The organism is Qipengyuania sp. JC766 (assembly GCF_040717445.1).
GTDB lineage: Bacteria > Pseudomonadota > Alphaproteobacteria > Sphingomonadales > Sphingomonadaceae > JC766.
Genome location: NZ_JBFEFL010000001.1, coordinates 982,011 through 994,700 on the forward strand (window position 1 = coordinate 982,011; position 12,690 = coordinate 994,700).

At 65.7% G+C, this 12,690-nt stretch carries 10 protein-coding genes; 7 read left to right on the plus strand and 3 right to left on the minus strand.

Translation table 11 applies throughout. The features are described 5' to 3' along the window. Nucleotides 1–44 precede the first annotated feature (44 nt). Nucleotides 45–1,265 carry an MFS transporter gene (locus tag AB1K63_RS04810; protein ID WP_366958816.1) on the minus strand — a complete coding sequence of 407 codons (1,221 nt, stop codon included), beginning with the start codon at nucleotides 1,263–1,265 and terminating at the stop codon, nucleotides 45–47. A 52-nt stretch (nucleotides 1,266–1,317) separates the two neighbouring features. After that, entirely contained in the window at nucleotides 1,318–2,193 is an 876-nt protein-coding gene (gene purU, locus AB1K63_RS04815; RefSeq protein WP_366958817.1) for a formyltetrahydrofolate deformylase, read from the minus strand. Nucleotides 2,194–2,345: 152 nt separating this feature from the next. Here purU and AB1K63_RS04820 point away from each other — a divergent pair, with 152 nt between their 5' ends. From AB1K63_RS04820 to AB1K63_RS04840, 5 genes are all read left to right on the plus strand, one after another. After that, nucleotides 2,346–3,176 (plus strand): Ku protein, encoded by an 831-nt coding sequence (locus tag AB1K63_RS04820; RefSeq protein ID WP_366958818.1) that lies wholly within the window; start codon nucleotides 2,346–2,348, stop codon nucleotides 3,174–3,176. 3 nt (nucleotides 3,177–3,179) lie between these two features. Beyond that, nucleotides 3,180–5,675, plus strand: coding sequence for a DNA ligase D (gene ligD / locus AB1K63_RS04825; RefSeq protein WP_366958819.1), 2,496 nt, complete (start codon nucleotides 3,180–3,182; stop codon nucleotides 5,673–5,675). Between the two features lie 67 nt (nucleotides 5,676–5,742). Beyond that, on the plus strand, nucleotides 5,743–7,812 hold the full coding sequence (locus AB1K63_RS04830; protein WP_366960644.1) for an HAD-IIB family hydrolase: 2,070 nt from the start codon (nucleotides 5,743–5,745) through the stop codon (nucleotides 7,810–7,812). Beyond that, a complete protein-coding gene (locus AB1K63_RS04835; RefSeq protein WP_366958820.1) occupies nucleotides 7,809–8,966 on the plus strand; it encodes a hypothetical protein in 1,158 nt (385 codons plus the stop codon). The genes AB1K63_RS04830 and AB1K63_RS04835 overlap by 4 nt, the downstream gene beginning before the upstream one ends. Next, nucleotides 8,963–9,862 (plus strand): galactosyltransferase-related protein, encoded by a 900-nt coding sequence (locus tag AB1K63_RS04840; RefSeq protein WP_366958821.1) that lies wholly within the window; start codon nucleotides 8,963–8,965, stop codon nucleotides 9,860–9,862. Before AB1K63_RS04835 ends, AB1K63_RS04840 begins: the two co-directional genes overlap by 4 nt. A 3-nt stretch (nucleotides 9,863–9,865) precedes the next feature. On the opposite strand, the gene AB1K63_RS04845 is transcribed toward AB1K63_RS04840, so the two are convergent. Continuing rightward, complete coding sequence (locus tag AB1K63_RS04845; RefSeq protein ID WP_366958822.1) at nucleotides 9,866–10,954, minus strand: glycosyltransferase; 1,089 nt, start codon at nucleotides 10,952–10,954, stop codon at nucleotides 9,866–9,868. A gap of 140 nt (nucleotides 10,955–11,094) precedes the next feature. Between AB1K63_RS04845 and AB1K63_RS04850 the strand changes: the two genes are divergently transcribed. After that, nucleotides 11,095–11,880, plus strand: coding sequence for a Crp/Fnr family transcriptional regulator (locus tag AB1K63_RS04850; protein ID WP_366958824.1), 786 nt, complete (start codon nucleotides 11,095–11,097; stop codon nucleotides 11,878–11,880). Then, nucleotides 11,877–12,662: a sulfotransferase gene (locus AB1K63_RS04855; RefSeq protein WP_366958825.1), complete on the plus strand. Its 786-nt coding sequence runs from the start codon at nucleotides 11,877–11,879 to the stop codon at nucleotides 12,660–12,662. The genes AB1K63_RS04850 and AB1K63_RS04855 overlap by 4 nt, the downstream gene beginning before the upstream one ends. Nucleotides 12,663–12,690 lie beyond the last annotated feature (28 nt).

Consider the following 12,690-nt stretch of genomic DNA (forward strand, 5'->3'; position numbering starts at 1 on the left):
CCGACAAACATTTCACAGTATCGCGAATGCCCTTCGGCAGCGGGTTAGAACCGCCGGATGCTGGCGAGGATCAGGCTGGACAATGCCAGCAGCACCGCGAGGAGGACGAACAGGCCCCTGAAGCCGAATGCCGGTATCAGGGCCAGCACGATCCACGGCATGACCAGCGACGGCACCGTATTGGTGAGGTTGAAGATGCCGAGGTCCCGCCCGCGCCGGCTGGGCCGCGGCAGGACGCGCAGCGTCTGACCGGCATGGAGCGAGAGGAACACGCCCGCCGTCAGGCCGAACAGGACGTAACCGGCAATGCCGCCGGCAACGCCCGGAGCGACCGCCAGGATCAGGATGCCGATCGCGGACAGCGCAGTCGCCACGGTCAGCGGCAGGCGCGGACGCCCCGCCCTGTCCGACCAGCGCCCGACCACCAGCGATACCGGGACGGAAGCGAACAGCACGATCGTGAAGATGCGCGCCGTGTCGTTTTCCGTGAAGGCGGGATCGAGGCTGCTGAACCACAGGAACAGGAAGGCGAACAGGGTGGCTTCCGGGATCTGGACCAACAGGCGGGCGACCCACATGCGCGCCACGGGATAGCCCTTGTCAGCCGGATCGGTGTCCACGACCAGCACTCCGCCCGCTTCGACTGTTGCGGGTTCCATCAGCTGCGGCATGGGCCGGGGACGGCCGAAGACCACCAGCGGCAGGATCATCGCCGCGACCAGCAGGGCGTTGAGGACCAGTCGCGTGTCCGCATCCGCCAGCCCCGGCAGCGTGATCAGCGCACCCACCAGCGCGCCGGTGGCGGGCGCGACGGACAGCAGGCCGCCCAGCGTGCCCTTTTGCGCATCGGGCACGTAATCCCCGCCCATCGCCATGAGCGGGCCTAGCATCATGTTGAGCGCGGCCTGCCATGCGGCGATCAGGACCAGCAGCATCGGCACCGTGGTCACCCGGTTCATCATGCACAGCAGGATGCCCGACAGGACCAGCCCCGCCACAATCCAGCCCCGCCGGTTGCGCGTCCGGTCGCTGAGCCAGCCGAAGCCGATATTGGCAAGGCTGGCCGAAACCGCGCCGACGAAGGCGGCATAGGACAGGACTTCCAGGCTTTGCACGTCCCAGACCTCGCGCGCGCGCAGGGGCAGCAGCAGGGTCAGGAACGGGGCGTAGGAAGCGGACGCGCCGGCCGATGCCAGTGCGTAGAGCAACAGGAAACGCCGGGTCTGCAGCGCGCCCGTATCGGACTGGGTCAGGGAACGGGCCATGCCGCACCGTCCGTATTGCGCCGCGCGATCATCCCAAAGCCTTTTCGCGAAGTCAGCGGAAGACCACCGTGCGAATGCCGTTCAGGAACACGCGGCGTTCCGCCACCCAGCGCACCGCGCGCGCCAGCACTCGCGCTTCCACATCGCGCCCGATCCGCGCCAGGTCGCTTTCCGTGGCGCGGTGGTCCACCCGTTCGATGTCCTGTTCGATGATCGGTCCTTCGTCGAGGTCGCTGGTCACGAAATGGGCGGTTGCGCCGATCAGCTTGACACCGCGCTCATGCGCCTTCCCGTAAGGCCGGGCGCCCTTGAAGCTGGGCAGGAAGCTGTGATGGATATTGATGCACCGGCCCTCCAGCCGTTCGGTCAGGTCCGGCGACAGGATCTGCATGTAGCGGGCCAGCACCAGGTAATCGGCCCCGCTGGTCTCGAAAACGTCGAGTATCCGACCTTCCTGCGCCTGCTTGTCCGCGGGATCGACCGGCAGGTGATGATAGGGAACGCCGTGCCATTCGGTCAGCTGCCGCAGGCTGTCATGGTTCGAAACCACGCCCACGATGTCCACCGGGATGTTTCCTGTGTGCCAGCGATGGAGCAGGTCGTTGAGGCAGTGGCTGCCCTTCGATACGGCGATCAACAGCCGGGGCCGGTGGTCGGACGCGACGATGGCCCATTCCATTCCGAAACCGGACGCGACCGTGGCGAAGCCTTCGCGCAGCCGGTTCGCGTCGGCGGGGAAATCCTCGCCCTCGGCGCGAAATTCGATCCGCAGGAAGAAACGGCCTGCGTCGAGATCGGCATATTGCTGGCTGTCGAGGATGAAGCCGCCGATCCCGGCGAGATAGCTGCTGACGGCCGACACGATGCCGACCCGGTCCCGGCAGGACAGGGTCAGGATAAAGGCGGGCCTGGCTTCGGACGCGGTCATGCACCCGGTCATATCCGCGCATCCGGCCCGCGCCAAAGCCGTTTACCATTGGCGGGATGCGCCCGTCCCGTGCCGCGGCAAGGCACCCCATGCTTTGTGGATGCCGGAACACACCGGCGGGCACTGCGCTTTGGCAGGGAAGGGAACCGCAAATGGCAGCACGCGCATACTGGCAGGGGCAGATCAGGCTGGCGCTCGTCTCGATCCCGGTCGAGATCTACACCGCCACGAAATCCGGGGCGAAGATCCGCTTCAACCAGATCCACGAACCGAGCGGCAAGCGCATCTCCTACGAAAAGGTCGTGCCCGGCATCGGCCCGGTGGACCGGGACGAGATCATCAAGGGCTACGAGATCTCCAAGGGCAATTACGTCCTGCTGGGAGAGGACGAGATCGAGGCGGTGAAGATCGAAAGCCGCAAGACGCTCGAACTGGTCCAGTTCGTCGACAGTTGCGAGATCGATCCGCTCTATTTCGAGAAGCCCTATTACGTCGCGCCCAAGGACGAGCTGGCGGAGGAAGCCTTCATCGTGCTGCGCGAAGCCTTGCGCAAATCGAAGAAGGTGGCGTTGGGTCAGTTGTCCGTGCGCGGGAGCGAGAAGCTGGTCGCGCTGAAACCGTGCGGGCGCGGCCTGCTGCTGGAAACGCTGCGCTATGCCGACGAGGTACGTGCGGGCCAATCCTTCTTTTCAGAGATCGACGAGGCGAAGCCCAAGAAGGAATTGCTGGACCTCGCCAGCACGCTGATCGAACAGCGCAGCGCCCCGTTCGATGCGAGCGAGTTCGAGGATCGCTATGTCGATGCGTTGCGCAAGCTGATCGACAAGAAGGCCAAGTCGAAGAGCAAGAAGGCGATTATCGAGGATGTCGACGATGGCGGTGGCGCGGAAGGATCGAACGTCATCGACCTGATGGCCGCGCTGAAGAAATCGGTCGGCGACGAGAAGCCGAAATCGGGCTCGCGGCGCAAGAAGTCGGCCTGACCCGTGGCCCGCCGGACGGACCCCCTCGCCACCTACAATGCGAAGCGCGACTTCGGGCGCACGCCCGAGCCCGCGGGAGAGGAGGAAAGCAGCGAGAGCGGCAATTTGTTCATCGTCCAGAAGCACGACGCGACGCGGCTGCACTGGGACCTGCGGCTGGAAGTGGACGGCGTGCTGAAGAGCTGGGCCGTGACCAAGGGCCCCTCCCCCGATCCGGACGTGAAGCGGCTGGCCGTCCGGACGGAGGACCACCCGATGTCCTATGCGGATTTCGAAGGCGTCATTCCCGAGGACGAATATGGCGGGGGGACCGTCATGCTGTGGGACCGCGGCACCTGGTCCCCGATCGAGGGCAAGAGCGCGAGCGACCTCGAGGACGGGCACCTGCACTTCTGCCTCGAGGGCGAGCGGATGAAGGGCGAATGGCTGCTCGTCCGGATGAAGGGCAAGCCGAAGGAGAAGCGCGAGAACTGGCTGCTGCGCAAGATCGGGGACGACCATGCCGAGGACGGCGACGTGCTGGTCGAGCGGGAACTGACCAGCGTGAAGACCGGCCGGTCGATGGCGGAAATCGCGGCCGGCAAGGATGAGGCGGCGGAATTCCTCGAAGCGATGGAAAAGGACAAGCCGAAGGCTAAGCGCGGAGCAAAGGCGCGCAAATCCGGCAAGAGCGCACCCCTGCCCGGCTATCGCAAGCCGCAGCTCGCGACACTGGTGGACGAGGTGCCGACCGGCAATCGCTGGATGCACGAGATAAAGTTCGACGGCTATCGCGCGCTGGTTGCCGCGCGTGGCGAGGAGGTGCGCATCTACACCCGCAGCGGCAAGGACTGGACCGACAAGTTCGCGCCGCTGGCCGAGGCGATGGGCGCGCTCGACCTGCCGTCGTGCCTGATCGACGCGGAAATCGTCGCCTACGATGCGAAGGGCAATCCCGACTTTTCCAGCCTGCAGAAGGTGCTGAAGCGCGGCCACGGTTCGCAGGGGAAATCCGACGCCCTCGCCCTGCACGCCTTCGACCTGCTGGAAGTGGATGGCGAGGACCTGGCGGACCTTCCCAATATCGAGCGCAAGGAGCGGCTGTCGGCGCTGCTGGCCGACGCCGCCGAGCCAATCCATGTCGCCGACCACGTGCTGGGCGCGGGCGAGAAGCTCTACCGCGCGATGTGCGATGCGGGGCAGGAAGGCATCATCTCCAAGACCGTGGACGGGCGCTATTCCAGCCGGCGGAGCAAGTCCTGGGTCAAGGTGAAGTGCACCCGGCGGCAGGAATTCGTGATCATCGGATCGAAGGAATCGAGTGCCAAGGGCCGCCCCTTCGCCTCGCTCCTGCTGGCGCAGCACGAGAACGGGAAGCTCGTCTACAAGGGCAATGTCGGCACCGGCTTTTCCGCCGACGACCTCGACGAGCTGGCGGCGAAGCTGAAACGGATCGAGCGCAAGACACCGCCCGCCGAAGTCGACCGCGCATCCTCGCGCGGAGTGACCTGGGTGACGCCGAAACTGGTCGCGGAAATCGCCTTTGCCGAATTCACCGCGGACGGGAACGTGCGCCACGGCAGCTTCCTCGGCCTGCGCACGGACAAGGACGCGGACGATGTCGTCCCCGAGCGCGCCGCAAAGGCGCAAAAGGCACCGGAGCGCGTCGAGATTTCCAGCCGCGACCGCATCGTCTTTCCCGAGAGCGGACAGACCAAGGGCGAACTCGCCGACTATTACGAGGCGGTCGCACCGATCATGCTGCCCCATGCCGCCCGCCGCCCCGTCAGCCTCGTCAGGTGCCCCCAGGGACGCGCGAAGAAATGCTTCTTCCAGAAGCACGACAGCGGTGGCTTCGGGGATGCGGTGCATCACGTGCCGATCAAGGAGAAGGACGGCGGCCACGAGGACTACCTTTTCGTCGACGATGCGCGCGGGCTGCTGCAATGCGTGCAGATGGGCACGATCGAGTTCCACGGCTGGTGCTCGCGCTCGGACGCGGTGGAAAAGCCCGACCGGATGATCTTCGACCTCGACCCGGACGAAGGCCTCGATTTCGAAGAAGTCAAAACCGCCGCTCGCGACATTCGCGACCGGCTGGCAGACCTCGGCCTCGTCAGCTTCGCCATGCTTTCGGGCGGCAAGGGCGTGCATGTCGTGGTGCCGCTGACCCCCGGACACAGCTGGGACGTCCACAAGGATTTCGCGAAGCGGTTCGCGGAGGCACTCAGCATGGCGGAGCCCGACCGTTTCACCGCGACCATGAGCAAAGCCAAGCGCAAGGGTCGCATCTTCATCGACTGGCTGCGCAACCAGCGCGGGTCGACCGCCATCCTGCCCTACTCCGCCCGCGCCCGGGCCGGCGCGCCGGTCGCGGTCCCGCTCGCCTGGAACGAGTTGAAGGCGATGAAAGACGCGAAGCCTTTCTCCATCGACCAGACGAAAAAGCTGCTCGACCGCGCGCGGTCCAAGGCGCTCCAGGGCTGGGGAATGGCAAATCAGACGCTCCCCGATCACTGAAATAAACCGCTTCATAACAAAAGCCCGGTTAGGAACGGCCATAGTTGGGCGGGCGTCCCTTCGAGTGATGCAGCCCCTTACCATCATGCACCTCGCTCTCGGCGGATGTCTTCGGAGCGAACCGAAATACGGCATTACCGAAGACACCGGCGGGCACATCACCTACATCCTCGGCGCGGCGCGCGCGCTGGCCCGTCGGTCCGACGTCGCCCGGTGCGAGATAGTGACGCGGCTGTTCGACGAGCCGGCACTCGGGCGAGTCCACGCAAACGAGAGCGAGATCGTCGCGCCCAAGCTCGGCATCACGCGGATCGACAGCGGCAACCGGCGCTACCTGTCCAAGGAAGCGCTGGCCGGAGACCGGGAAGCGTTCACCGCTGCCCTTATCGAAAACCTGCGCCGCCGCACGAGCCTGCCCGACTGCATCCACGCCCATTTCGCCGACGCTGCCGAAGTCGCGCGCAAGGTGCGCGATGCCTTGGGTATACCCTTCATCTACACGCCCCATTCGCTCGCCGCCGACAAGGCGGCGTGCTGCGAAACGGTGCCGTCGTGCCTCGAACACCGCCTGGCGGAAGAGGATCGTGCCATCGGCCAGGCCGACGCCATCGTCGCCTCGTCGCGCGACGAATGCGAGCGGCAGGTGATGGCCTACCCCTCGGCGAAGGAGGAAACCGTTTGGCGCATCCGGCCGGGCATCGACCAGCGCGTGGCCGACAACGCGGATATGGCCGCCGCCAGGGAGGCCATCGCCCCGTTCCTGCGCGATCCGTCCCGGCCCATCGTCCTGGCCATCGCTCGCCCGGTCCGCAAGAAGAACCTCGCGGCGCTGGTCGAGGCATTCGGCCGGCACCCCGACCTGCCCGCCACGGCCAACCTCGTCATCCTGCCCGGCCTTCGCGACAGCATGACCGGCGGCGAAGCGGAACAGGCCGAGGTCATGCGGGACATTTTCGACGCGATCGACCGCTTCGACCTGCACGGCATCGCGGCTTATCCGCGTCAGCACGATGCCAGCATCGTTCGCGGTCTCTACCGTCTTGCGGCGGAAAGCGGCGGCGTGTTCGTCAATCCGGCCCTGTTCGAACCGTTCGGCCTGACCATCCTCGAAGCGGCCGTTCACGGTCTGCCGGTCGTGACGACATCCAGAGGCGGACCCTCCGATATCGTCGCGGAAATTGGCCACGGCGATCTCGTCGATCCGACCGACACAGACGCGATCGGCGCGGCGATCTTCGATCTTGTCCGGGATCGCGCCCGCCACCGGCGATACGCAGCCAGCGCGGCCGACAGGATCGGCGCGGTCAGCTGGGACGCCTATGCGGAGCAATTCATGGGCGCCGTGCGAAGCGTGACCGGGGAACAAGCATCCGCAACGGTCCAAGGCCTGGCACGCCCCACACATCTGCTGGTGTGCGACATCGACAATACGCTAACCGGATGCCGGAATTCCGCCGCCGAACTGTCGGCCTATCTGCGCGACAATCCGCACATCGCCTTCGGTATCGCCACGGGCCGCAGCCTGGTCGAAGCGCGCCGGATCCTCAACGACTGGAAGCTGCCGTCTCCGTGCGTCTGGATCACGTCGGTCGGCTCTGAAATCCACTGGGCCGATGGCGGACGTTTGCGGCGTGACGAAGAGTTCGCCCGGCGGATCGCATCGGGCTGGGACGCGGAACGGGTCGACCGCCTGATGGAACCCCTGTCCCAGTTCGATCCGCAGCCATGTGTCGACCAGAAGCGCTTCAAGCGGAGCTTTTTTTGCGCGGATGCGACCGAGGCCGACGCGTTACGCCCGCATCTGGCAGATCGCGGCATCCCAGCCCGGGTCATCTTCAGCCATGGCCGGCTGCTCGACATATTGCCGGCGCGCGCCGGCAAAGGTGCCGCCGTGCGTTTCGCGGCAGAGAGCATGAGGATTCCAGAACACCGGGTCATCGTGGCGGGCGACAGTGGCAACGACCGGGACATGATCGAAAGCTGTGCGCAATCGATCCTCGTATCCAATTGCGAACCGGAGATGCAGGCGGTCGGTCGCCGCACCGGAGCCTTCATGGCGCGGCAGGCCCATGCGGCCGGTGTCCTGGAGGGCCTGCGCGCCCATCTCGCTATTTCAAACAGGGAGGTCGCGGCTTGAGCGCACACACCAAACCGATCGGCATCTTCGTGCACCATCAGGGGCGCGGCCATGCCGAGCGCGCGGCGGCACTGGCGAATGCAATGGCGGCGGATGTCCCGGTGCGCCTGTTCAGCGCGCGCGAAGACATATTCCCTGCGCTTTCCGGCGATATCGAAATCGTGTCCCTGCCATCGCTGTTCGAACCGGACGGCGTGGCACCGTCCGCGCTGGATGACCTCGAAACGCCCGATACGCTGCATTGCGCCCCCGTGGGCTGGCAGCAGATCACCGATGCTGTCGCGACACTGACCGCCTGGTTCGCGCGCGAACGGCCCGCGCTGTTCGTCACGGATGTGTCGGCGGAGCTGGGCCAGCTGGCGCGCATCGCGTCCGTCCCGCACATGGCCGTGCTCCAGCATGGCGAGCGGGACGATCCCGGGCACATGGCATCCTATCGCGGCGCGGCCGGCTTGCTGGCGCCCTACGCGCGCGCCCTGGAACAGGTCGGGCGTCCGCCGTGGATGACCGAAAAGACGATCTACGCGCCCGGCATCGGCATCGACTGTTCGAGCCTTTCGTCCAAGGCGGAAGCGCGCCGTAAGCTCGCCCTGCCGGAGGATCGCGAGCTGGTCGTGGTGGTGAGCGGCGGGGGCGGAACCGGCTTTCCGACCGCGCCGCTTACCATCGGTGCGCGCTTCGACAGCCGCAGCGAATGGGTGACTCTGGGCCGCGTCGAAAGCGAATGGCACGAAACGCCGCCCGCTAATCTGAGGCACCTTGGCTGGGTGGAAAACCCGGAAGACTGGATTTCGGCGGCCGATCGCGTCGTCTCCAGCGCGGGCAATACCACGGTCCACATGGTCGCCTCCGCGGCCAAACCGTGGGTCGTCGTGCCCGAATGGCGGTATTTCGCCGAACAGCTGTGCAAGGCGGAAGCCCTCGACCGGGCCGGGGTGGCCGCCGTTTCGCGCCACTGGCCCGCATCGGGCGCGGAATGGTCGCGCCTGTGGCATGCCGCATCCTGCTTGGATCCGGAGGCCCAGCGGGCGCTGGTGAAACCCGACGCCGCGAAGAATGCCGCGGAAGAAATCCTCTGCCTCACCGAACGGCTCTGGAAAGTCAGGCCGCCAGTGGCGCACGAAACCGTCAAGCCGGAGCTGACCGTCGTATGAGCGTTTCCGTCTGCACGCTGGCCTTCGGCCGCGAGAAGCACCTGTGCAACCTGGTCCGCGGGCTGAGCCTCGGCAGCAGCTTTCCGGACGAACTGGTAATCGCCGTGCTGCAGGAACAGGCCTACGACCTGCCTTCCGCCCCCTTCCCGGTTCGCCAGATCGCGATGGGCAATGCCGGCCTGTCGCTTGCCGAGGCGCGCAATCGCGCTGCCGGCGAAGCGACCGGAGACCTGTTGGTATTTCTGGACGTCGATTGCATCCCCGGACCGGACTGCGTTGCGGATTACGTGCGGGCGGCGCAATCGCACGATGGCGTGATGATGGGCGAAGTCGCCTATCTCCCGTCGGGTGCTACCGCGAACGGGATCGATTTCCGCAGCTTCGAATCGGTGGGCGTGCGCCATTCCGAACGCGCCGGACCGCCCGAAGGGCCGAGCCGGGAGTGCAGCGACTATCGCTGCTTCTGGTCGCTCAATTTCGCACTGAGCGCCAGGGAGTTCCAAATCGTCGGCGGGTTCGACGAACGGTTTCGCGGCTATGGCGGCGAGGATACCGATTTCGGACGGACGGTCGCATCGCTGGGCCTGCCGATCTGGTGGCTGCGCGGCGCAAAGGCGTTCCATCAATATCACCCCCACCACATGCCGCCGGTCCATCATCTCGACAGCGTGCTCGCCAACGCGCACGTATTCATGGAGAAGTGGGGCGAGCCGACCATGCAGCACTGGCTGCGCGCCTTCGTGCTGATGGGGCTCCTGGAGCGGACTCCGCACGGATGGCGCAAGCTGCGCGATCCCTCGGACGCGGACCTAGCGCTGACACGCCAGCAGGCCGACCAGCCCTATGCCAGCAGCGCGATCGTGCTGGAGCAGCTGGAAGCGGCCGCGCTCTCCTGAGGATCAGGCCGCGATCGTTACCGCGGTTTCGGCAGGTTGCACGCCGGCAATGGCGTCGCGATAGGCCGCGACATAGCCGTCGATCATCTGTTCGATCGAGAACAGCCGTTCGATGCGATCGCGGCAGCAATCCCCGTCCAGCGCTTCGGCGCGACGCATCGCATCGGCCAGCTCGTCGACGTCCCCGCCCCGCACCAAGGCGCCGCAAGGGCCCAGCACTTCGCGCATCGCACCGCGATCGAACGCGATCACCGGCACGCCGAGAGCCATTGCCTCCGCAGCGACAAGACCGAAAGGTTCGTCCCACATCGGCGTGACGCAAACCGCCAGGGCCTGCGAGACGGTGGTCCTCAACTCCTTGCCGGACAGATGGCCAAGATAACGGATCCGGTCGCCTAGGAACGGCGCGACATGCGCATCGAAATAGCCGCGGTCCTCGATCGATCCGACGATGTCCAGTTTGCGTCCGGCCATACGCGCCGCGGCGACAGTTTCGCGCAGGCCCTTCGTCTCGGTGATGCGCCCGAACCAGAGAAGCCGGTCGTGCCGGGTCTCGTCAGAGCGCCATTCGCCGGTGTCGATACCGTTATGGACGACCCGCATGTTCCGGCCGCGATCATCCCCCCAGAGGCCCAGTTGCTGGCGCGAGGTGACCGTCACGATCTGCCCCGGCCTGTCCTTCACTGCGCCGACCGCGCGGCGCATCCTCGCAAACGGCGGCACGTGCTGGGATGTCACCATCGGCACGCCATCGCGCGCGGCCCAGACGGCAAGGTCGGTCGACAGCGAATTGTTGTGCACGACGTCGAAATCGTCCGCCAGGATCGCCTTCCACGCGCGCGCAAAAGCTTCCGTCTGGAAGTCGGCGAGTTCGTCCGTATCGCGCCATTCGGCCCAAGGCAGGACCGCTTCGTAAGGCTGATCGCAAATGGGCCTCAGCTGGCGTGCTTCGCTGCCCGCAGCGGCGAACAACGTCACCTGATGTCCCGCCCGCTCAAGCGATCCGACCAGCGTGTGACAATGCGCTTCCATCCCGCCCATGAAGGGCGGCGCGATCGGATGCCGGATGTGGCCGATGACGGCGATCTTCAATGTGGGGAGCCCGATTTGCAAAAGTTAAGTCGTCGTGGTCGAAACCGGTGCGGCGCAAGCCGCGTTCCTGTTCGAACAATTGCTAACTCGCCTGGTCTCGCGAGTTAGGCCAAGGGCAACTGCCGGAAAGGAGCGAATTGGTGGACGATTTCGAAGCATATCCCAAGACAGGGCGGTTCCTCGCCAGCCGCCTGCGCCACGCCATGACCGACCGGGAAAAGGACCTGCTCGAAAGCCTCGTGGAAGAGGTGGTCGAGATGCAGGGCGAACACATACTCGTATCGCGCGGCGACTTCTGCGAGAACTCGACGATCCTCATCGAAGGCTTCATGCTGCGCACGATCCATGCGGAAAACGAGCGCAGCATCGTCGGTTTCCAGGTCCCGGGGGACTTCGTGGACCTGCATGGGTTCGCGCTCAAGCGCCTCGATCACGACCTCGTCACGCTCGGGCGCACGAAAATCGGCATCGTGCCTCATGAAAGGCTGCGCGAAGTGCTGGTCAACGAACCGCATCTTGCCCGCATGTTCTGGTTCGGCACGCTGCTCGATGCGGCGATCCACCGCGAATGGGTGGCCAAGATCGTCAAGCTGCGGGCCGTGGGCCGCGTGGCCCATATCCTGACGGAACTGTGGTACAGGCTGCGCATGGTCGGCCTCGGCCGCAGTTCAGGGTTCGTGACCCCACTCACCCAGATCCACCTGGCCGACATTTGCGGCCTCTCCGAGATCCATGTCAGCCGTTCGCTGCGCGATCTTCGCCAGGCGGAAATCGTCGACTTCCGGCGCGGGCGCATCACCATCCTCGATGCCGACAAGCTGAAGCAGATGGCGCGGTTCGATCCGGCCTACCTCTACGGAGAAGGCGGTCTGGAGGTCGGCGACGCGCTGGCTTACGGAACGGGCGAGAGACAGCCGACATCGTGAGCGGCTTCACGGGTCGCTACGTCTTCGTGGCCGGTCTCCACCGGACCGGCACGAGCATACTGGCAAGGCTGCTGGCCCAACACCCGGAGGTGGCGACGATCTCGCACTCGCCTGCGCCCGAGAACGAAGGGTGCTACCTGCAAGGCGCGATCCCGCATACCGCGCTGCACGGGATCCCGGGGCACTATGCCACCGATCCCGAGCAGCACCTGACGGAAGAATGTCGCTTCGATACGCTGGAAACGAGGACGCGGCTGGAGCAGGACTGGGACCGCTGGTTCGAAGAGGGCGGGCAATGGAGACTGGAAAAGTCTCCGGTCAACCTGACGCGGATGCGGTTGTACCAGCAGCTGTTCCCGCTCAGCCAGTTCGTGGTGATCCTGCGCCACCCGGCAGTCATGGCCGCCGCTTTGGCAAAATGGACCGACACCCCGTCGGACGTGCTGATTGACTACGCTCTTGATGCCTACGAGCAGACGCTGGCCGACTGCGAGTACCTGCACGCCGCGATGGTGGTGCGATACGAGGATCTCGTCGCCAGCCCATCGCTCTCGCCGTTCTGGCAATTCCTCTCGCTACCCGAGATCGAGAACGACGTCGCACTCAAGGACGGGAATGCGGACTACCCGGCCGTCATACCATTCAGCGCTGAGCAGGACGAGCGCGCGCGCCGGTTCGGCTACGGCACGGGCGGTGCCGCAAAGACCTTCGAACCGGTTATCCGTCATCCGTTGAGAACCGTCCGCGAAGCGACGCTCGCCGCCTTCCGGCCCCGGGCTTGACGCTCTGACGGGCGCCATCATTTTTCGC